General features: G+C 69.1%; 19 protein-coding genes. 9 read left to right on the top strand and 10 right to left on the bottom strand.

All coding sequences use genetic code 11. The features are described from left to right. Window positions 1–14: 14 nt before the first annotated feature. Complete coding sequence (locus ACE3TL_RS08460; RefSeq protein ID WP_374578273.1) at window positions 15–959, top strand: LysR family transcriptional regulator; 945 nt, start codon at window positions 15–17, stop codon at window positions 957–959. A 3-nt stretch (window positions 960–962) separates the two neighbouring features. Here ACE3TL_RS08460 and ACE3TL_RS08455 read toward each other — a convergent pair whose 3' ends face one another. Beyond that, the gene (locus tag ACE3TL_RS08455) at window positions 963–2,162 is read right to left on the bottom strand and encodes a S1C family serine protease (protein WP_374578272.1); all 1,200 of its coding nucleotides are present in this window, start codon (window positions 2,160–2,162) and stop codon (window positions 963–965) included. Here ACE3TL_RS08455 and ACE3TL_RS08450 point away from each other — a divergent pair. Next, window positions 2,161–6,201: a CHAT domain-containing protein gene (locus tag ACE3TL_RS08450; protein WP_374578271.1), complete on the top strand. Its 4,041-nt coding sequence runs from the start codon at window positions 2,161–2,163 to the stop codon at window positions 6,199–6,201. The two genes, ACE3TL_RS08455 and ACE3TL_RS08450, sit on opposite strands and share 2 nt — an antisense overlap. Before the next feature lie 57 nt (window positions 6,202–6,258). Then, window positions 6,259–6,513 carry a hypothetical protein gene (locus ACE3TL_RS08445; protein WP_374578270.1) on the top strand — a complete coding sequence of 85 codons (255 nt, stop codon included), beginning with the start codon at window positions 6,259–6,261 and terminating at the stop codon, window positions 6,511–6,513. Between the two features lie 59 nt (window positions 6,514–6,572). Here the strand turns inward: ACE3TL_RS08445 and ACE3TL_RS08440 are convergent, their stop codons facing one another. Beyond that, a complete protein-coding gene (locus tag ACE3TL_RS08440) occupies window positions 6,573–6,962 on the bottom strand; it encodes a DUF6491 family protein (RefSeq protein ID WP_374578269.1) in 390 nt (129 codons plus the stop codon). A 177-nt stretch (window positions 6,963–7,139) separates the two neighbouring features. Here ACE3TL_RS08440 and ACE3TL_RS08435 point away from each other — a divergent pair, with 177 nt between their 5' ends. The 4 genes from ACE3TL_RS08435 to fghA all read left to right on the top strand — a co-directional run bounded on the left by ACE3TL_RS08435 (window position 7,140) and on the right by fghA (window position 10,952). Then, on the top strand, window positions 7,140–7,628 hold the full coding sequence (locus ACE3TL_RS08435) for a RidA family protein (RefSeq protein WP_374578268.1): 489 nt from the start codon (window positions 7,140–7,142) through the stop codon (window positions 7,626–7,628). 69 nt (window positions 7,629–7,697) lie between these two features. Beyond that, window positions 7,698–8,897, top strand: coding sequence for an alanine racemase (locus ACE3TL_RS08430; protein ID WP_374578267.1), 1,200 nt, complete (start codon window positions 7,698–7,700; stop codon window positions 8,895–8,897). Window positions 8,898–8,970: 73 nt separating this feature from the next. Continuing rightward, window positions 8,971–10,083: an S-(hydroxymethyl)glutathione dehydrogenase/class III alcohol dehydrogenase gene (locus ACE3TL_RS08425; protein WP_374578266.1), complete on the top strand. Its 1,113-nt coding sequence runs from the start codon at window positions 8,971–8,973 to the stop codon at window positions 10,081–10,083. 38 nt (window positions 10,084–10,121) lie between these two features. After that, a complete protein-coding gene (fghA, locus tag ACE3TL_RS08420) occupies window positions 10,122–10,952 on the top strand; it encodes an S-formylglutathione hydrolase (protein ID WP_374578265.1) in 831 nt (276 codons plus the stop codon). A gap of 19 nt (window positions 10,953–10,971) precedes the next feature. Here the strand turns inward: fghA and ACE3TL_RS08415 are convergent, their stop codons facing one another. Both ACE3TL_RS08415 and ACE3TL_RS08410 read right to left on the bottom strand, forming a co-directional pair. Further along, window positions 10,972–12,939 carry an ATP-binding protein gene (locus tag ACE3TL_RS08415; RefSeq protein ID WP_374578264.1) on the bottom strand — a complete coding sequence of 656 codons (1,968 nt, stop codon included), beginning with the start codon at window positions 12,937–12,939 and terminating at the stop codon, window positions 10,972–10,974. After that, window positions 12,936–14,432: a methyl-accepting chemotaxis protein gene (locus tag ACE3TL_RS08410; protein WP_374578263.1), complete on the bottom strand. Its 1,497-nt coding sequence runs from the start codon at window positions 14,430–14,432 to the stop codon at window positions 12,936–12,938. The genes ACE3TL_RS08415 and ACE3TL_RS08410 overlap by 4 nt, the downstream gene beginning before the upstream one ends. Before the next feature lie 329 nt (window positions 14,433–14,761). Here ACE3TL_RS08410 and ACE3TL_RS08405 point away from each other — a divergent pair, with 329 nt between their 5' ends. Continuing rightward, window positions 14,762–15,436 (top strand): LuxR C-terminal-related transcriptional regulator, encoded by a 675-nt coding sequence (locus ACE3TL_RS08405; protein ID WP_374578262.1) that lies wholly within the window; start codon window positions 14,762–14,764, stop codon window positions 15,434–15,436. A gap of 16 nt (window positions 15,437–15,452) precedes the next feature. On the opposite strand, the gene ACE3TL_RS08400 is transcribed toward ACE3TL_RS08405, so the two are convergent. The 3 genes from ACE3TL_RS08400 to ACE3TL_RS08390 all read right to left on the bottom strand — a co-directional run bounded on the left by ACE3TL_RS08400 (window position 15,453) and on the right by ACE3TL_RS08390 (window position 17,783). Further along, a complete protein-coding gene (locus ACE3TL_RS08400) occupies window positions 15,453–16,505 on the bottom strand; it encodes a hypothetical protein (RefSeq protein WP_374578261.1) in 1,053 nt (350 codons plus the stop codon). A gap of 181 nt (window positions 16,506–16,686) precedes the next feature. Further along, window positions 16,687–16,881: a hypothetical protein gene (locus ACE3TL_RS08395; protein ID WP_374578260.1), complete on the bottom strand. Its 195-nt coding sequence runs from the start codon at window positions 16,879–16,881 to the stop codon at window positions 16,687–16,689. A 134-nt stretch (window positions 16,882–17,015) separates the two neighbouring features. Next, complete coding sequence (locus ACE3TL_RS08390) at window positions 17,016–17,783, bottom strand: hypothetical protein (RefSeq protein WP_374578259.1); 768 nt, start codon at window positions 17,781–17,783, stop codon at window positions 17,016–17,018. A gap of 150 nt (window positions 17,784–17,933) precedes the next feature. Between ACE3TL_RS08390 and ACE3TL_RS08385 the strand changes: the two genes are divergently transcribed. Next, window positions 17,934–18,425, top strand: coding sequence for a pyridoxamine 5'-phosphate oxidase family protein (locus ACE3TL_RS08385; protein ID WP_374578258.1), 492 nt, complete (start codon window positions 17,934–17,936; stop codon window positions 18,423–18,425). A 4-nt stretch (window positions 18,426–18,429) separates the two neighbouring features. Here the strand turns inward: ACE3TL_RS08385 and ACE3TL_RS08380 are convergent, their stop codons facing one another. The 3 genes from ACE3TL_RS08380 to cobT all read right to left on the bottom strand — a co-directional run. Next, on the bottom strand, window positions 18,430–19,035 hold the full coding sequence (locus ACE3TL_RS08380; RefSeq protein WP_374578257.1) for a sensor histidine kinase: 606 nt from the start codon (window positions 19,033–19,035) through the stop codon (window positions 18,430–18,432). A 116-nt stretch (window positions 19,036–19,151) separates the two neighbouring features. Then, window positions 19,152–19,949, bottom strand: a complete 798-nt coding sequence (locus tag ACE3TL_RS08375; protein WP_374578256.1) for an adenosylcobinamide-GDP ribazoletransferase — start codon at window positions 19,947–19,949, stop codon at window positions 19,152–19,154. Then, window positions 19,946–20,831, bottom strand: an 886-nt coding sequence (gene cobT / locus ACE3TL_RS08370) for a nicotinate-nucleotide--dimethylbenzimidazole phosphoribosyltransferase (protein ID WP_374578255.1), incomplete at its 5' end; no start/stop codon positions are given. The genes ACE3TL_RS08375 and cobT, both read right to left, overlap by 4 nt.

Raw genomic sequence — 20,831 nt, 5'->3', positions numbered from 1 at the left:
TTGGCACGCACATCATGAGCGAAATTCATCTTAGAAACCTCGACCTCAACCTGCTGCGAGTGTTCACGGCCCTGCTGGAAGAACAGAGCGCCACGCGCGCCGGCGCGCGGCTGGGACTGACCCAGTCGGCGGTCAGCCACGCCCTGGGGCGGCTGCGGGCCGCGCTGGGCGACGAGCTGTTCGTGCGCGGGCCGGCGGGTCTGCAGGCCTCGGCGCGGGCGCTGGAGATGAGCCAGCCAGTGCGCGCGGCGCTGAAGCTGCTGGAGGAGGCGGTGGCCCCCGCGCGCTTCGAGCCGGCGACCACCGAGCGGGTCTTCAACGTGACCGCCAGCGCCTATGCCTGTTCGGTGGTGATGCCGGGCGTGGTGCGCCGGCTGCTGGACGAGGCGCCGGGCGCGAAGCTGCACCTGCTGGCGCCGACCTCGAACCTGGCAGAGGACCTGGACCGCGGCTGGCTGGACATGGTGATCGGCGGCTTCGACCACGTCGCCGAGCGCTTCAGCCATACGCCCTTGTTCGAGGACACCGGCGTCTGGGTGATCCGGGCTGGCCACCCCGCCCTCGCCGGCCCGATCTCGGACGAGGTGCTGGCCAAGCTGCCGCGCCTGCTGATCTCCAGTTCGGATGCGCCGCGGCCCGATCGCCGGGGCGTGGACCTGCAGCGGATATCCAACTGGAGCGAATCCTATGCTCTGGGCGGCGTCACCCTGCGTGAGGTCGAAGGACCGATCAGCGTACCCGACCCCTATTCGGCGCTGGTGATGGTCGGAGAAACCGATGTCGCCGCCCTGATGCCGCGGCGGCTGGCCATGCTGGCCGAGGAGGCGGGGCGCGTGGTGGTGATCGAGTCCACCGGCGAGGCGCCGCCCTTCACCGTGGGCGCGGTGGTGCGCAGCGGCGAGGGCGGGGCCGTGGAATGGCTGCTGAAGGTGATCTGCGACGTCGCCGGCGCACTTTGATCCCTAACCCTCGATCTTCTCGTAGCGATACGGCTCGTCGGCGCCCGGCTTGAACTCGCCCTTCAGGTCCGGCTTGCCGTCGTGATCGGTATCGTAGAGGCCGAAGTCGAACTCACCATCCTGATCCACATCGACGATCACCGCGTCGATCTCGCCGTCGCCGTTCTCGTCGAACATGTAGCGGATCGCCTCGCGCCGGCTCTTCGGTTCGAAGACGATGAAATCGCCCTGGCCGTCGCAATCGGCGTCGACGAGATAGTTGGTTCCTTTCGGCCCGTCGGTCGCGGCCCATTCCTCGAGGGTTTGGAGCTTGCAGGCGGTGGAGGCCTTGTTCTTCCGCGGCGTGGACTTGGCCGGCATGCGGTCGGCCGTGGCGGCGAGCAACGCCTTCACATCGTCGCCGGAGACGGCGAAGTTCAGGCCCTCGCCTTCGCTGCTGAAGCTGTTGACGCCAACCACTTCCAGATCGTCGTTCAGGAGCGGGCCGCCGGAATTGCCCGGATTAATCGGCGTCTGGGTCTGGATGATGGCCGCGGCCTTGTGCTCGACGTCGCCGTAGCCCTCCCAGGAGAAGTCGCGGCGGATCTGGCTGACGATGCCGCGGGTATAGGTCCAGACCTGGCCGGTCGGATGGCCGATGGCGTGGACGTCGGCGCCGACCTCTACCCCGGCCGCACCGCCGATCTTCAGCGGCTTGACCGTGGGCGGAACCTCGGCGACCTGGACGATGGCGAGGTCGGAGACGGCGTCGCGGCGGATCACCTTGGCGGGCCGGATGTCGGCGCCGGTGACCTGAGTCCCCTCGCCCGCCGGCTTGAAGATCACGCCGACCTCCTCATCCTCGCCGACCACGTGCTGGTTAGTGACGATCTTGCCGTCGGCGCTGATCAGGGCGCCCGATCCGATGCCGTCCTCGCTGATGATCAGCACCACGGAGGGGGCGGCCTGCTGGTAGACCTGCACGTCCTTTGCGCCGCGCGTGGCCGCCTGCGGCTCTGGCGTCATAGCGTCCAGCGCCCTGGCGTAGCGGCCAAGCCCGGTCCCCAGGGCCGGAGCGGCGAGGGTGCGGCTCGACTTGGCCGCGCCGGCCGGAGGCTTGGCCATGGGCGCGCCGATCTCGCCAACCCCCGATTGCGCCGCCGCGCCGAATGGTGAAGCTATCAGCAGCAGCGATGCAGCCGCGCAGATCTGGAGTCGCCCCATGGCGCCCTTCCCCCGATGGAATTCGCTGCGGGAGAGCCTAGCGGCCTGCAGCTTGGCCGCAAGCCTGATTGCGGTCTGCGTACAACCAGCGGCGGCAAGGCCGGCAGGTGATCCCGTAGCGGCCGCCTGGGACCTCTACCTTCACGGGAAGGGACTGACCGCACGCAAGGACCTGATCAGGCTGCTCAAGACCGGAGACCTGACCACCGAGGCGCAGCTGGCGGCGAGCCAGACCTTGCTGGACATCTGCATCCATTCCGGCGTGGACGGCTGCGTGACAGCCCAGCTCGGACCCTATCTGGAGCTGGCCAAGACCGCGCCCGCGGCCAACGAAATCCTGCGACGCGAGCAGATCCGCACCGCCGCCTATTACCTACACGCCGGCCAATTCGCCTTCGGGACGCCGGACGTGATCGGCAGGATTTTGAAGGATGACATCTGGAAGCAGGAGAACGCCTTCAACGGCGCGCTCTACCTGCGCCGCCAGGTGCTGGCCGCCAATGTCGCCTTGGCCGTCGACGACCGGCCGGCGGCCATCCGGTCCGTCGACAAGATCCTGTCGCTGGCCGCCACGCTGGAAAACCCGCAGGACCAACCGTTCCTGGTCGCCTGGGCGCTGGCCGAGGCGATGAGCGTCCTGGTCGAACTGGGCGAAACCGACCGCGCCTTCGGGGTCTATCGGACGGCGGACGCCTTCATCGCCAAGGCCCTGCCCCCGCTCAGCGTCGATGCGGCGCTCTATCGGCTGACCCAGGCGCAACTGCTGCAGGAGCGCGGCGACCTGGCCGGCGCCGCGGCCGCGGTTGAAACAGCGATCGCCGCCCTGTCCGCCATCGAGCTGGAGGCCCACGAACAAGGCTGGATGCTGGCCAACGCCCGTACCTTGCAGGCCGGGATCTGCGCAGCTCAAGGGCGGATGGATTGCGCCCAGGCGGCGCTGAAAGCCCATCCCTACGCCCGCGCCTTCGCCAGGCCCCGGTGGGCTGCGACCTCGTACGAAGAGCTCGTCTATCTTGCGGTCCGCGGCCTGGTCGCAGCCCTGGCTCAGAGTCCCGATCCCGTCGTCGCGGACGTCCTGGGCCGCCCGCTCGGCTTCGACGGCGAGCCGGGGGTGATGAGCCAAGCGCGGGCTTATCAGGCGGCCGGCGCGGCGCTGGCGGCCGCCCCTGGCCCGGAGCGGCAGGCCGGCTTGCGGGAGGCAGGCCGCAGGATCGCCGCCGCAGCCGAGCAACAGGGCGGCGGCGGGTTCGGCGGCTGGAGCCGCCCAGGCGCCATCGACCGGATGCTGATCGGCCTCGTCCTGACCGAGGCCGAGCGCCTGGACGCCAGCGACGCCTTTCGCCTGATGCAACTCGCCGGCCGGCATGGCGCGACCGGCGACGCCGACGCCCTGAGCTTGCTGGCCCAGGCAGGCGATGTCCTTCAGCGTCGGGAAATCCACCAGGCGCTGCGCCTGCGCGCGCGCCGCGACCGCTTCGAGCGCGAGGAACTGCAGAAGGCCGTGCAGCGCGCGCAGGCGCCGGCGAGCGGCAAGCCGATCCTGAGCCATGCCTACGAGCCGCGCGGCTATTTCCGGGATTTCGCCGACCGGCTGATCGCGGTGGATGGGCGGCTGGCCGAACGCGGGCTGAAGGCGTCCGGCGCCAACCTGGCGTCGCTGACCGACTTCCAGGCGGTGCTGGGCCCGAACGAGGCCGCCCTGGCGCTCGCCGAGGTTCCGGGCGGCATGGCCTATGTCTGCGTCCGAGCCGACAGCGTCATGAGCAAGGCCATCGTCGCCGAAGCCGGCGGCGCGAAGGTCGACATCAGGTTGCTGCAGGCCGCCCTGACCGCCGGCCATGCGCCATCCGAAGCGCTCGATGCGCAATATCCGGTCGCGGCGGCCATGCGGCTCTACGACCGCTTCATCCGCCCGTTCGAGACCTGTCTGAAGCCGGGCGACCATATCCTGTGGCTGCCCAACGCCTCGATCACGCCGATCCCGCTGGCGGCGCTGCTGGCCAGCGCGCCGCCCAAGCTGCCCCAGGGCGGCTACGACCTGGCCCAGGCAGACTGGCTGGTTCGCAACCACGCCGTCAGCTACGCCGGATCGCCGGCCGCGATCGTCGCGGCGCGCAAGGCGCCCGTGGCGCAGCCGGACCTCGACTTCCTGGGCGTCGGCGATCCGATTCTCAGCGGCGCGACGCCGACCGGCGAGGACCGCGCCAAGGTGGTGCTGCGCGGCGTGAGGGGCGGGGCGGGCCTCGCCGGCCTCGCCGCCCTGCCCGACACCGCCGAGGAGCTGCGCCGTTCGGCCGGCGGGTTCCGCACCACCCGCCTGCTGATGCAGGACGCGGCCACCGAACAGGGCGTACGCGGCCAGCTCCTGGGCGCATATCGCTTCCTGTCGTTCGCCACCCACGGCCTGCTGCGCGACGACCTGCAAGGCCTGTCGGAGCCAGCCCTGGCCCTGACCCCGGTGTCGGCGGCCGATCCGAGCAATGACGGCCTGCTGACCGCGACCGAGATCGCCGACCTCAACCTCTCGGCGCGGTTCGTGGCGCTGTCGGCCTGCAACACCGCCAATTTCGACATGACCGAGATGGCGAGCGACTTGCCGGCCCTGGCCTCGGCCTTCGCGGTCGCCGGAACGCCGAGCGTGCTGGGGACGCTGTGGCCAGTCGATTCCCTCACCGGCAAGGAGGTGGTGGCGGGCGCCTTCGAGCGACTGGGAGCTGGCGGAGGCCCGGCCCAGGCGCTGGCCGCCGCGCAACGAGCGTTCCTGGAGGCGCCGCCCGGCCGGGCCTATCTGCATCCGCGCTTCTGGGCGGCGATGGTGGTGCTGGGCGACGGCGCGGCCGCGCCGGCGGCGGCCGGTCCATCGCTGACGCCTTCGGTCCAGGCCCTGTCGCAGAGCGGCGGAGAGGTGGTGGCGCTGGCCCGCGCCGGCGGTCACGTCGTCGCCCGTTTCGGCGAGCCGGGCGGAGCGGCGACCACGGCGCTGGCGCCACAGACCTGGCGGCAGGAAACCGCCCGCGCCAGCGCCGCGAACATCCTGCTGCGCCAGGGCGAACAGGTGATCGTCGGGGCGGCCGAGCCGGGCGCGGACGGCCGCTATGCGCCCACGCTGCAGGCGCTGGACGCCCGCAGCGGCGCGGTGCGCGGCGCCTGGCGCGGCGAGGCGCCGGCAGGGCGCGACTCCTTTCCGATGGATGCGGCCCTGGACGCCGGCGGCGCGACCATAGCCGTGATCGCCGACCGTCATCTGCGCGCGCGTGCGGCGGGCGAGCCGGGCGGCGACAGCCTGCGGCTCATAGCGTTCGACGCCGCCCTCAAGCCGCGGGTCCTGGCGCAGATCGCGCCGCCTGCCGACCAGTCGATCGACACGGCCACGGTCACGCCCTGGGGCGAGAGCCTGCTGGTGACCTATAGCGAGCGTTTCGCCACTCCGCCGCAAGGGCCGCTCATAGAGGACGATTTTGAGGACCCGATCTGCGGCGGCGTCCACGCCACCATCCTCGAGCTGCGCGATGCGCGCACCGGCGCCCTACGCGCGACCAGCCGGCTGGAAGGCTGGGCCGTGGTCGCGGCGACGCGCTCCGGCGACAAGGTGCTGCTGGCCGGCGCGCGCAAGGCCGCCTGCATCGACGAGCAGCGCGCGGCCCTGGTCAGCCTGGATGCGAGCCTGGACGCCAAGATCGTCTGGCAGGACGAGGCGCTGGGCATGTCGGAAGCGCGGGCCGTGCTGGCCGCGCCGGACGGATCGCTGCTGGTCACCGCCAACAAGCAGGCCCTGGTCGATGTGAGGCCGGCGGGGACCCGCCGTTCCGCCGGCGCCCTGGCCGGGGAGAGCCGCTTCTCGACGGTGCTGACGCCGATCGGCGCAGACGGACGCCCAGGGTCGCCGCGCGTGCTGGACGGCGGCGGCGATGTGCTGACGACTGCGCTGACGGCCGGGAACGCCGGCGGCCTGCTGCTCGGCGGTTCGCTGGCCGGTGAAGCGGTCGTGATCGAGTTGGCGAGGCCGCCACGGGAACCATCGGGTCAGCCCGCTTCTTGAGATGGATCAAGGCGGCGAACCCAGGCTGAGGCAAGCTGGCCGTGCGGAGGACCAGACATGACCATTCAGACCCCAGGCCCGGCCGATCGGGCCGACGAAATGCAACTTGAGCTGTCGGCGCTGTGGAACTGCAGCGCCAACGCCTACGGCGCCTATTTCGCGTCCCTGGCGGCGGCGCGCTCGCCCTATGACCTCATCAACGCCAATGCGGTGCTGGCGGCCGACCTCGCCGAGCTTGGCGGCCTCGCATCGGCGGCGATGCTGCGGCGGGGCGGCATGACCGCGCCCACCCTGAACGAAAGCCGTCCCTAGAACGTGATCCGTTTCGATAGACTCGGATCACGCTGAAGACTCTTTGAATTTCGAGCCCTTTAGGAGGGCTTGGCCGGCTTCGCCTTCGACGGCGGCGGAGCCGAGGTCGTCAGGCTGGAAATCTGGCACTTGGCTCCGTCGACGACGATCTGGCTGAACTTGTCGAGCGAGCCGACGCCCTTGGTCACGAACCCGACCTTGATCGCGGTGTCGAGGCCCCAGCACTTGCCCATCAGTTCGGCGCGATACCATTGACGGTCCTGGCCCTGAATCCACAGGGCGCTATCGCCATCGGGCCGGAAGCTGCGAATGCCGACGCTGTCGGCGAAGGGAATGCTCGCCTCGACGCCGAGCGGCCGCTCGGCCTGGACAGGAGCGGCGGCCTGGGCGCCAGCGGCGCCCGTCACCAACAGCAGGGCGCCCGTCGCGGCGGTCAGAAAGGTTTTCATGTCACCGACCCTTTCGGATTTGGTCGTTTCAATCGGTGGCCGGAGCCTAAAGGCTCCGTCTTGAAGCTGCGCTGAGCGTGACGTTCAGACCGCATTCATCGCGCCCGATCGAAGCGGCTTGATCCGGCGACCCGAAATCCGGTCCCATGGCGGCCTCACCGAAGGGACTGGTCCGACATGCGTAAGCTCATCCTCGCCACGGCCGCGCTCGGCCTCCTCGCCTCGCCGGCCGCCGCCCAGGTCAAGCGGATCGGCGCGCCGAACTCGCCCATCCTGCAGGCTGCGGTCGTGCCCGCGGGAACGGACATCATGTATGTCAGCGGCATCACGCCCCCGGCTCTCAACACCGGCGCCCCGGCTGGAACCCCGCCGGAGTTCGGCGACACCAAGACCCAGACCATCGGGGTGCTGAAGCGCATCGACGACATCCTGAAGGCCGAGGGCCTGACCCTCGGCGACGTCTTCATGATGCGCGTCCTGCTGGTCGGGGATCCGGCCAAGGGCGGCAAGATGGACTTCAGCGGCATGATGGAGGGCTACAACCAGTTCTTCGGAACCGCCGAGCAGCCCAACAAGGTCGCGCGCATCACCAGCCAGGTCGCCGCCCTGGTCGCGCCGGGCATGATGGTCGAGATCGAGGTCCAGGCGGCCAAGCCGAAGAAATAACGATCGGCCTATGGCGCCGGGCTGCGAAACCCCGTCATCTGTCGGCCTAGCTGCAAAGGGGTTTTCGCTGTGACCGACCGCCCAGGACCGCCCGTTCGTTTCACGCCGTCGACGACGCCGGCCCTGGTGGTGCGCCGCGACGCGCTGGAGCGGAACCTGGCGGCCATGCAGAGCGCCTGCGACGCCGCCGGCGTACGCCTGCGCGCCCATGGCAAGATGCACAAGTGCACGACGTTGGGCCTGCGCCAGCTCGCCCTGGGCGCGGCCGGCCTCTGCTGCCAGACGGTGGGCGAGGCGCAGGCCTATGCTGCAGCGGGGGCGGGCGACCTGCTGGTCACCTCGCCGCCCGCGCCGTGGGGCGCAGGGAAGATCGCCGCCATCGCCGCAGCCGGGACCCGCATCAGCGTGGTCGCCGACGACGCCGGCCAGGTCGAACGGCTGGGCGCCGCCGCGCGCGCGACGGGGGCGACCGTCGGCCTGGTCGTCGACATCGACCTGGGCACCCATCGCACCGGGGTTCCCCCCGAGCAGGTCGCGGCCCTGGCCCGCCTCGCCGCCAGCACGCCGGGCCTCGAATACCGCGGTATCCAGGCCTATCTGGGCCATATCCAGCACGTGGCCGACCTCGACGCCCGCCGAGGCGCCCTGGCGGCGGCGACGCAGCGGCTTTCGGCCCTGGTCGGTGAGCTGGGCGCGGCGGGCCTGGCGCCCCAATTGGTGACCGGCGGCGGCACCGGCACCTATCAGCAGGACCTGGCGGACGGCGTCTTCAACGAGATCCAGGCCGGCTCCTACGTCTTCATGGATGTCGAGTACGAGGACTGCGGCGCGGTGGATGGCCAGGCCTGGCCATTCGAACAGGCGCTGTTCATCGCCACGAGCGTGGTCTCGACCCGCCACAAGACCCACGTGGTCTGCGACGCCGGACTCAAGGCCCATTCGGTGGACGGCCCGCCCGCCCGCGTGGTCGCAGGCGCGCCGCAGGGCGCGCGCTGGCGGCCGATGGGCGACGAGCACGCCGCGCTCTTCCATCCGCAGATGATGGGCGTGCTGAAAGCCGTCGGCGCCGACTTCGCCGGGGCGATCACCGCGGCCGACGAAGACGCCGCCATCCCCTGGCCCGCCGACGCGCCCAAGGTCGGCGACATCGTCTGGCTGCAGCCGGGCCACATCGATCCGACCATCAACCTCTACGACGCCCTGCTGGTGGTGGACGAGGACGGAAGCTTCGAGACCTGGCCGGTCGACGCAAGGCGCAGCGCCCTCTGAAAGTCGGCCTTGCGTCCGCGCGCGCCCTGGCCTCTGTTGCGGCGAATCGAACTCCGCCGCCCATGAGGACGCCATGAAGACCCGCGCCGCCGTCGCCTTCGAAGCCAAGAAGCCGCTGGAGATCGTGGAGGTCGACCTGGAAGGCCCCAAGGCGTTCGAGGTGCTGATCGAGATCAAGGCGACCGGAATCTGCCACACCGACGCCTACACCCTGGACGGGCTGGATTCCGAAGGCATCTTCCCTTCGATCCTGGGCCACGAGGGCGCGGGCGTGGTGGTCGAGGTCGGGCCCGGCGTCACCAGCGTCAAGCCCGGCGACCACGTGATCCCGCTCTACACGCCCGAATGCCGCCAGTGCAAAAGCTGCCTGTCGCGCAAGACCAACCTCTGCACCGCGATCCGCGGCACCCAGGGCAAGGGACTGATGCCCGACGGCACCAGCCGCTTCAGCTACAAGGGCCAGCAGATCGCTCACTACATGGGCTGCTCGACCTTCTCGAACTACACGGTGCTGCCCGAGATCGCGGTGGCGAAGATCCGCCCCGACGCGCCGTTCGACAAGGCCTGCTACATCGGCTGCGGCGTCACCACCGGGGTCGGGGCGGTGGTCAACACCGCCGGGGTCGAGCCGGGCGCCAACTGCGTCGTGTTCGGCCTGGGCGGCATCGGCCTCAACGTCATCCAGGGCCTGAAGATGGTGGGCGCCGACATGATCGTCGGCGTCGACATCAATCCGGACCGCGAGGCATGGGGTCGCAAGTTCGGCATGACCCACTTCGTCAATCCGGGCGACATCGGCGGCGCCGACATCGTCCAGCATCTGGTCGCTCTGACCGACGGCGGGGCGGACTACACCTTCGACTGCACCGGCAACACCAACGTCATGCGCCAGGCGCTGGAAGCCTGCCATCGCGGCTGGGGCGAGAGCGTCATCATCGGCGTGGCCGAGGCTGGCAAGGAAATCTCCACCCGCCCGTTCCAGCTCGTCACCGGCCGCGTCTGGAAGGGTTCGGCCTTCGGCGGCGCGCGCGGGCGCACCGACGTTCCGAAGATCGTCGACTGGTACATGGACGGGAAAATCCAGATCGACCCGATGATCACCCACGTCATGCCGCTGGAAGACATCAACAAGGCCTTCGACCTGATGCACGCGGGCGAGAGCATCCGCAGCGTGGTGGTGTTCTGAACCGGCAGCCGGACGCACGAGGCATCGGGAGCGCCGCCATGACCGTCGAAATCCTCGCCACGCACCGCACCCAGGGCGGGACGTTGACCTATCGCCGCCATCAGAGCGCGGCGACCGGGACGCCGATGCGCTTCTGGATCTTCACGCCGGACGGTCCAGGCCCCTTCCCGGCCCTGGTCTGGCTATCGGGCCTGACCTGCACCGAGGACAATTTCACCACCAAGTCCGGCGCCTATGCGGCGGCGGCCCGGCATGGCGTGGTCATCGTCGCCCCGGACACCAGTCCGCGCGGCGACGGCGTGGCCGACGATCCCGCCTACGACCTCGGCCAGGGTGCGGGCTTCTATCTGGACGCGACGCAGGACCCGTGGGCGGCGCATTTCCAGATGGAGACCTATGTCACGCGCGACCTGCTGGCGGGCCTGGCGCAGAGCGCGCCGGTGGACATGGGCCGTGTCGGAATCTTCGGCCATTCGATGGGCGGGCACGGCGCCCTGACCTTGGCCCTGCGCCATCCCGATCTCTTCCGGTCGGTCTCGGCCTTCTCGCCGATCGTCTCCCCGACCCGCTGCCCCTGGGGCCGCAAGGCCTTCGAAGCCTATCTCGGTCCCGACCAGCGCACCTGGGGCGACCATGACGCCTGCCTGCTGATCGAGCGCGGCGAAAGCCGGTTCGCCGACATCCTGGTCGACCAGGGAACCGCCGACAGCTTCCTGGCCGAGCAGCTCAAGCCCGAGCTGCTGGAGGCCGCCTGCGCCGCCGCCGGCCAGACGCTGACCCTACGGATGCAGGAAGGCTACGACCACTCCTATTTCTTCATCGCCAGCTTCGTGGCCGACCACGTGGCGTGGCATGCGGCGCGCCTGTAGGCTCGCCCAGGGCTGACGACTACGGCGCGCCGGCCAGATTCGAGACGAGGTCGATCAGGTCGCGCACCTGGACGGGCTTGGTGAGGAAGGCGTCGGCCCCTGCCGCTCCGGCATGCTGGCGATGTTCCTCGAAGGCGTTGGCGGTCAGCACGCAGATATGCGACGGCGGCCGGGCGCAGGCGCCCTCCTCACGCCGGATTTCGCGGATGGCGGTCAGCCCGTCCATCACCGGCATCTGCATGTCCATCAGGATCAGGTCGAAACGGCGGCCGCGCGCCGCCTCCACCGCCTGAGCGCCGTCCGAAACGCTGACGACGCTGACCGGCAGGGTCTCCAGGATGTACTCGACCGCCATGCGGTTGACGGGGTGATCCTCGGCCAACAGCACCGACACCTGGCCTTGCTCGCCGACCACGGGCGGCTCGCGGGAGACGAGCCGAGGATCGCCGACCACGTCGTGGGCCAGAGGAATAGTGAAGACGAAGGTCGCGCCGCGGCCAGGCCGGCCCTCGGCCGATATCTCGCCCTCCATCAGTTCGACCAGGGCCTTGGAGATCGCCAGACCCAGGCCCGTGCCGCCATACCGCCGGGTGATGGAGCCGTCAGCCTGCTCGAACCGCTCGAAGAGCCGGGCGGCCAGTTCCGGCGCAAAGCCGACGCCAGTGTCGCGCACCTCGAAGGAGACATGGCTGAGATCAGGATCGGCTGTGGGGCGTACGCGGGCGATCACCTCGATACGGCCGCGGGCCGTGAACTTCACCGCGTTGCTGAGCAGGTTGGACAGCACCTGCCGGATGCGCAGTTCGTCGCCGATATAGGTGGCGCACGCTGCGCGGTCGACGCTCAGCGAAAGGGCGACCTCATGCTCGGCGGCGCTGGCCTGGAACAGCGCCACGGTGTCCTCCAGCAGCCGGTCCAGCGCGAAGGGAGCGTTGCGGAGCTGCATACGGCCGGCGTCGACCTTGGCGAGATCGAGTATGTCGCCCAGGAGCCCTTGCAACGCGCGGCCCGAGGTTTCGATCAACCGCACCATCTGGGCCTGCTTGAGCGTCAGATCGGTCAGGGCCAGGGCGCCGGCCACGCCCAGCACCCCGTTGAGCGGGGTGCGGATCTCGTGGCTCATATTGGCCAGGAAGGTCGACTTGGCGGCGTTGGCGCGTTCGGCCTGTTCGCGGGCCTCGATCAGGGTCGCCTCTGCGGCGCGGCGTTCAGAGAGGTCGCGCACGATGGTCAGGAGGGTCGCGCCGTCCTCGGTCTGGAATTTGGCGAGGGAAGCTTCGGCCGGAAACTCCGTCCCATCCTTGCGCAGGCCGAGGATCTGCGTGCGTTCATGCATACGCAGGCTGGCGGCCTGGCCCGCGCTGAACTCAGCGACATAGCGGACGTGGCCGATGCGGAACCGCGGCGGCATCAGCCGCTCGACGCGGTGGCCGGCGATCTCGGCGTTGCAATAGCCGAACATCGCCTCGGCGCCGGCGCTGATCGCCAGGACCCGGCCATCGGCGTCACAGAGAAGGATCGCCTCAGGCGAAATCCGCAGCATGCTGGCGAGCATTTCCTGGCTGCGGCGCGAGGCGATCTGAGCCTGGCGCGTCTCCGTCACGTCCTGCACGACGCCGAACAGGGCGACCACCCGGCCGCCAGGGTCGAGTTCAGCCTCGCCCTGCTGGCGCACGAAGCGTACGACGCCGTCGCCGCGGACGATCCGATGCTGCAGGTCGTAGGGTCCCCGCCCAGAACGCGCCAGGTCCAGGCGCCGCTTCACCTCCTTGCGGTCGTCGGGGTGAACATGGGCGAGAAAGAGGTCGTAGGTCGGCCGGCAGGCGCCGGCCTGCAGGGCGAAGATGTCGAAGACTTCCGGCGACCAGGCGAGTTCGCCAGCAGCGATATCCCAGTCCCAGCTTCCGGTCCGCGTGAGTTGCTGGATGCGGCGCAGCCGGCGCGCCAGCCCGTCGCGCCCGACCGAGGAGGCGGCAGGCGCGCTCATGCCCGGCCCTCTTTCAGGCTCAGTTCAGGCGCGGGACGCCCCGGGTCCGACACGGTGAAGCGCCCGACCAGGCGCGCCAGTTCAGCTGCTTCGTCACGGACGCTGAGGGTCGCGGCCGAGGTCTGCTCGACCATGGCTGCGTTCTGCTGGACCGCCTGATCCATCTGGTTCATGGCGGCGTTCACCTCGACCAGGCTGACCGCCTGTTGCTGGGACGATGCGGAGATGCCGGCGGTAAGGACGTCGACCTCGGCCACGCAGTCGACGATGGCCCTCAGCGCCTCGCCCGTCTCTCCCACCAGCCGCACGCCCTCGGCCACCTGGGCGCTGGACTGAGAGATGAGGGCCTTGATCTCGCGGGCCGCTTCCGCCGACCGCTGGGCCAAGGCCCGCACCTCCGACGCGACGACGGCGAAACCACGGCCCGCCTCGCCGGCTCGCGCCGCCTCGACGCCGGCGTTGAGCGCCAGGAGATTGGTCTGGAACGCGATTTCGTCGATGACGCCGACGATCTGACCGATGTGCTGGGAAGACGCCTCTATGGCGTCCATGGCGCCGATCGCCTCGCCGACCACGGCGCCCGAGCGCTCGGCCCGCGCCTTGGCCTCGGCCACCGCGCCGTTCGCGGCCCGGGCGTTCTGGGCGGTCAGCCCCACCGCCGCCGTGACCTGGTCGAGCGCCGCGGCGGTCTGCTCCAGCCCGGCCGCCTGCTGCTCGGTGCGGCGCGAGAGGTCGTTGGAGGCGTCAGCCAGTTCGTCGGTGCTGGCTCGAATGGCGCCGGTCGCGGTCGCGACCATCTGGATCACCGCCTCGATCTGGCCGGCGGCGCGATTGAAATCGTCCCGCAGCACCTCGTACTCGGCCGGCAACACCGCCTCCATGCGGCAGGTCAGATCGCCCCGCGCCAGCGCCGACATGCCGCCGCCCAGGTGTTTGGCCACCGCCGCTCGTTCAGCGGCCAGCACACGTTCCTCGGCCGCGCGGCGGGCCTGCTCGGCCGCGTCGAGATAGACGGTGATGGCGTAATCCATGTCGAGCAGAGTGGCCTTGGCGAGCGCACCCACTTCGCCAGCAACGACCGCGACCGAAGGCCCGCGCGCACCCAAACCGCCTTTCGGCCAGCGCGCCGCCAGCACCGCGGCGATCAGAGACTCCAGCAGCAGCGCATAGCCGCCGATATACCAACGCGGCTCCAGGCCAATACGGGCGTGAACATGACCGACCGCGGTCACGGCCGTAACGTAGTCCGCATCGAATTCGGCGCTGGAGATCTTTCGCCAGTGGTCGATCTGACTGCGCCGGGCGCCGTCGAGCTGGGCCTGGCCGCTGAACAGCCGGCGTGTCTGCGGCTGCCGACCGATGACGTCGTAGAAATCGTCGAGCGCCCTCGGCAGCGCTTCCACAATATAGGGCGCGACGCCCCGCAAAGCTCGCCGCGCCTGATCGTCCAGGCGCATGAACGCCAACCGCTCGTCGATCCCTTCAGCCTGCATGGTTCCCCCTCGGTCGCTTGCCGAGGGAGGCTCCGGCAATTTTGAGATATATCAATAAAAATAAGTAGAAATGCAACGAATAGGCGACCTTTATATCCCGTTAGAGATACTTGTCATATATATTTGGATATAGTTTCCGCTGCGTCCACAGAACATGGAAAAATGATACAAGATTGATAGGCGAATCAATCTCCGAATCGCTCGAAGTAATGCGGATATGCCGTTAGTTATAATTCTATAATCAGGAAATATCGCCGACTATTCTCGCAATACCCATTGCCAGGACATGGTCTTTGTGTTCTCGGAGAACGATGTGTGCGTTTCCCGACATGGCCCCTTCGCCGGGCATGGCTGCAGGAACCCAGCCGGCCGCCCGTAGTGAAGCGCGGGCAGGCCTGGGCTACGCCCTGCTCGTCGAAGAAAAGCCCATCTGCCGGATGGCGATTTCCCAGGTGTTGAACGAGGTGGTCGAACTGTCCGGCGCTCGGACATGCGGAAATCTCTCGGAGGCCGCCCTCCTCGCCGCGGACCACGCGCCGAGATTGGTGCTGATCGACCTTTTCAGCATCAACTACGACTTCAAGGGCTTGAGCCGCTTTCTCGCCGCGCATCCGGAAACCCCGGCCGTCGTCATCGACGATCGCGTCAATCCTGCCTTCGCCCAGATCACACGCAACGCCGGAGCCCGCAGCTACGTCTCCAAGGACTTCCCTCTGGAGCAGTTCAAGCAGGCCATTGGAACTGTCGTTGCGGGCGGCGAGTGGTTCCCGGCCCACGCGCCTCGGGCCGCCAACCGCACGGGCCCCTTGTCGCCGCGCCAGATGGAGGTGCTCAAGCAGATCGCGATCGGCCGGCGCAACCGCGAAATCGCCGAACGACTGGGCATCACGCCTGGAACCGTGAAGCTGCACATTCACGCGATCCTGCGGCTGACAGGCGCGCGGAACCGGACGGAAGCGGCACTGCTGGCCGGCCGCTTTCTGGCGCCGAACTCCGAGAACTGACGGGTTTAGATGATCCTCAGGCGGCCGGTTCGAGGCTGACCGTGTTCAGGCTGACCTCGAAGTCCATGAAGATGTCGACCAGTTCGTCGACTCCGATCCGCTGCATCTGGCGTTGAGGAAACCGGAAGCGCCAGAAGCTGGCGACGTGCTCCACGCCGCTGAGCCGTTCGCCCAGGCTGAGGAACATGGCCGGCGCCCGCAGCAGGAAATCGCGGAACGAGGCCGGATCGCTCTGCTTGGTCAGGGCGGCGTAGGCGTTGTCGTATACGGCCAGGGCCTCGGTGACCGCTCCCAGGGCCGAGAAGATCCAGCTCCGCAGATCGGCCTTCACCCGGGCGATATAGATCTTGTCGTCGTGATCGATGGGGCCCAGCGGGCGCACGACGGCGATCTCCTCCAGCACCTGGCGGATGCGGGGCAACAGATTCTGAAGCTGCCATTTGTAATAGAGGAACGCCTTCCAGCAGAAGACGCCCTCGCGGAACTGGGGCGGGTCCATGCTCATGACCTGGCGCAGGGGCTCCAGGTCGGCGCTGCCAGCGTCCGAGAGGATCTTGTTGAGCAGGGTCGCGGCCTTCACGCCGGTGGCGTTGGCCTCGCCGAACGAGATCCGCACCAGCGGCTCCAGTTCCTGGCGCGCGGAGTTGAACATCCGCTCCAGGTCGCCGTCGGACAGGTTGAAATAGCAGGCCGCGGGCGTGAAGCCGTTCGACTTCAGGCTCTCGCGCATCAGGAACGGGTCCAGCGACGGCAAGCCCGTGATGATGTCGAGCACCTGGCGGTCGCGTGCGCCGATCTGAAGGTCCTCGCCGAACGATTCGGCCGCCACCTCTTCGAAGTTTCGCTGGCCGACAAACAGGAAACGCGCGCCATAGCGCAGTTCGCGCTCGGCGATCGGCAGCAGGATCTTGGTGGCTGTCTGGACCGGAAAATCGAACAGGTCCGACTCGCCGCCGCGAAGCCGATGCTTCAACAGGATGCAGCGATTGAGCAGCGAGTTCCGGAAGAACGGGCTGTCCTTATACTCAGCCTTGCCCTCTTCGGTCTGCGCGATCTGCCAAAGGTTCAAAACCCGTGACGTCGCAGCGCTCTTCTTGAGGTAATCGAGACTGCGGTATGACCGATCACGCGCCACTTCCAACTCCTCGACAGGCATCGTGCCGCTATTAGGTATGCGCCGCGACAATCAACAAGTGGAAACCCGCCACGACGGCCGCATCGGGGGCGGCGACCGCCAGATGGGGTGAAAATTAGACCTTGATGTCCAGGGCGTGTTCGCCCGAAGCGGCCTGCCCTACAGTGCGAGCCGGGACGACCCGGGCCTCGTCCGCGAAGCCGAGCTCCTTCAGGGTCTTGGCCAGATAGGCCGCTCCCAACTGGGTCATGGGCGGTGCGCCGCGGCTCCACAGCCCCTCTCCCAGCATATGGAACTCGACCTTGAACATCGGCCGCCTTCCTCGTCTCGATCCGAGGAAGGCTGCGCCTGCATGGTTAGCAAACGGTGAAATCGACACATGTTCTGAGAACTTTGTTCGCCGAACGAGATCGGAGTCACATGGAAAGCACAGATCAGACGGCCTCAGGCCGGCTGCGCCCCAGTAGCGACCGGCGCCGGCATGGGCGCGCCGGGCGGACGGCCGATCCAGATCTGACCCGCGCGAGCCATCAGCTCGCCGCTGTCGTCGAACAACGCTACTCCGGCGAAGTGCTTGCGGCCCTCGACCTCGCGCGCCCAGGCGACGACGACATAGGTTTCCCCCGCCTTCGGCTTCTTCAACACCTCGCCGGCCATGGTGCCCAGCAGGCCGACCGGCGCGCCGGTCTTGATCCACCAGGCCATCGAGCCAGGGCAATCCAGGGCGCCCCAGGTGATCTCGTCGGGGATGGTCCCATCGGCGTCGGCGAAGTTCGCATGCGGGGTCCAGGTCCCGGCGCATTGCCCGGCCGGCGCGCCGTCGATCTGGCCGACATGGACGCCAAGCCCCTCGCCGGCCTCACGCTCGATGCAGCAGGAGAAGCAGCCCCTGTGCAGGGAGCGCTGGGCGAACTGCGAGGCGGCGGCGAAGGCCCGGGCCTCCTCCACGCTGGGCGGCGCGGGCGGAGGGCTGGGAATCTGGCTGTCGTCGGCCGGCCGGGCCGAGCCGAGCACGGCGCCCTCGGCGTTGGTCAGGAGGATTGCGCCCTCCTCGCCTGGCTGCAGGGTGACGGCCACGTCGAGCGGCACGCCCGAACGCAGCATCGCCACGCCGCGTCCGCCCACGGCGTTGGAAAGCACGCCGCAGATATAGCCGCCATTGGCCGTGAAGGGAGGGCCCCGGAACTGGCGGGGAACCACGATCTCACTCATCGAAATTCTCTAGTTTGAATCGTCAGTCGAAAGAATTCGCGCATCATGCCAGACCGAGCGCGGCTGGAAAGCATGACGCAAGGGAAAGCGTCTCCGGAACCGCCCTTCGGAACAGGAATTGAATCGGCGTCACCTTAACCGGAGGGCCGCATGAACCTCGATATGAACGACCGGACAGCCGTCGAACGCAGGCTGTGGGACGAAATCGAGCGCCATCAGGTGGGCATGCTCGGGATCGTCGGCGCCGACGTTCACCACACCCAACCCATGACCGCCTTCGTGGAGGGCCACGACCTGTGGTTCTTCACCCGGGCCGATACCGACCTGGCGCGCCGCATCGGCGAGGGTCACGAGGCGATCTTCGTGTTCCAGGCCAAGGATCTCTACGCCTGCCTGTCGGGCGAACTGACCCTCAGCCACGACGAGGACCGGATCGCGAAGTACTGGAACGCGGTGGCCGCGGCCTGGCATCCGCAAGGCAAGGACGATCCGCTTCTGACCATGATGCGGCTGGCCTGCCGCGAAGCCGAACTCTGGATCACAGACGGCGGCCCCATGAAGTTCGCGTGGGAGATCGCCATGGCCAATGCGCGAAAGCACGAACCGCATCTGGGCGCAAAGGCCAACCTGCGTTTCCACTGATGCTCTAGACGCGGTCGGCGAACGGGAAGACCAGGCGGACGCAGAGGCCCGGCGCCGAGTTCAGGTCGAGTTCGCCCCGCACCTGCTGGGCCAGGCTGCGCACGAACCATAGGCCAAAGCGCTCGGGAGTTTGCGGGGCGCCGGGGTCGAAGCCGGGTCCATCGTCCCTGACCGCCAGTTCGCTGCGTCCATCGCCAAGATGGGTCAGACGCACCTCGACGCGGCCGCTGCGCCCGTGACAGCCGTGAACCAGGGCGTTGGCGACCAACTCATGGGCGATCAGGGCGAGGGTCGAGGCGACCTGGTCGGCCGCCACCATCGGATCGACGGACACCGCGACCTGGCTGATCTCGCCGCCCGGACGCCGGCTCCAGACGAGAGCCATCTCGGTCAGATAGGCGGTGAGATCGACGCCGCCCTCGCAGCGGTGACGTTCGAGCGCGCCCAGCGCCCCGACCGCATCGGCGATCCACAGCAACTGGCGGCGCGCTTCCGGTTCGCCCGAACGCTGGCCGCGCATGCGGGCCAGGGCCGAGATGAGCTGGAAGCTGTTGGCCGTACGGTGGCGCACCTCGGCCGCGCGCGCCTCGTACTCCCGCTCGTCCGTCATGCTCCGCCGTACCCTGACCTTCGCACGCTCGCCCGGTCCGTTCAGGCCCCGACCTCAGAAGATTAGGCGTGTCCTCCGCAGGGCGGAAGGCGCCGATTCAGCGCACCTAGCGCAGCCTACGGACGGCCTTGAAGCAGGGCGACTGCGCCGGCGAAACCCAGCATAGCGCCCAGCTCGAAGACCTGTTCGATCGCGCCCAGGACGTCGCCCGTATAGCCGCCGAGCAGGCTGCGCGCCGTCAGGGCCAGCGCCACCGCCAGCAGTCCGCCGCCCACCAGGCCGGCGGCGGCCGTCGTCCAGGAGACGGTCGTGAAGGGGAGGACCGCAAGGGGCAGTCCTGCGAAGACCAGGGCGGTCAGAACCTCGGCCCAGGCGAGGCCAGCGGGCGCCGGTTTCCATTTGCCCCGCTCGAGATGACCGACATAGGCCAGCAACCGCATGGCCAGCACCGAAGCGCCGCGGCCGCCAGCGTGGGCGGCGGCGATGGCCCAGGCGCCCAGTACGGGCGGCAGGTCCACCAGCGCCGCCGCCTTCAACGCCAATGTCAGGCCAAGGCCGAGCGCGCCATAGGTCCCGATACGGCTGTCCTTCATGATCTCCAGCCGGCGCTCGGGCGTCCCGCCGCCGCCGAGGCCGTCGAAGGTGTCGGCCAAGCCGTCCTCGTGGAAGGCGCCGGTGACCAGCACCCCGACCGCGATGGCGAGGATCGCCGGCAAGGCCCCGCTCCAGACCTGGGACGCGCCCCAGAAGACGCCCGCGCAAACCAGGCCGACCAGCAGGCCGACGAACGGGAAGTAGCGTGCGCTGCGGGATATCCAATCCGGCTCGAAGGCCCCGAGCCTGGGTGTGGGGATGCGGGTCAGGAACTGCACGGCGCAGAGGAAGAGCAGGGCCTGGAGGCGGAGGAAATTCACAGCGTCCCCGCCAGCACGTCATCGAGGCTGGCGACATCGGCGAGCAGGGCCGCCGCCGCGCGCGCCGCCGGCAGGGCGAGCAAGGCGCCGGTCCCCTCGCCCAGCCGCATGGACAGGTCGAGCAACGGCTCGGCCCCGGCGGCGGCCACGGCGACGGCGTGGCCCTTCTCGGCCGAGCGGTGAGCGAAGATGCAATAGTCGGCGCAGGCTGGACCCAGCCGGATCGCCGCCAGGGCCGCGACCGAGGCGATGAACCCGTCGACCAGGACCGGCTTGCCCGCCGCTGCCGCGCCCAGGATGGCGCCGGCCATCATCGCGATCTCCAGACCCCCGAACTGCGCCAGCACCTCGCGCGGCGTGGAGGCGGGACTGCGGGCGGCGGCCTCATGCAGGACGGCTTGCTTGCGTGCGAACCCCTCGGCGTCGTGGCCGGCGCCCAGGCCGATGCAGTCGTCCAGCGGCGCCGGGGCCAGACGGTGCAGGACAAGGGCGGCGCTGGCGCTGTTGCCGATGCCCATCTCCCCCACGGCCAGGATGTCGAAGTCCTGCAGGGCTTCGTGGGCGATGGCGCCGCCGCGCGCGAGGGCCAGGTCGACCTCCTGCGCGGTCAGGGCCGGGCCGGCGGCGGCGTTGCGCGTTCCCTTGCGCACCTTGGCCTCGATCAGAAGCCGATGAGGCGCGAGATCGGCGGCGACGCCTGCGTCCACCACGCGGACCTCCGCCCCCACGACGCGGGCGAAGGCGTTGGCGCTCGCGCGGCCGGCCAGCAGGGTGGCGACTATGGCGGCGGTCACCGCGGAGGGATAGGCCGAGACGCCCGCCTCGTTGAGCCCATGGTCGCCCGCGAAGACCAGCAACAGCGCCCGGTCCAGGCGAGGATCG

It is taken from the genome of Phenylobacterium sp., from assembly GCF_041920015.1.
Lineage (GTDB): Bacteria > Pseudomonadota > Alphaproteobacteria > Caulobacterales > Caulobacteraceae > Phenylobacterium.
Note: the sequence above shows the minus strand (reverse complement) of the source record. Positions and strands in the feature narration are given on the sequence as shown.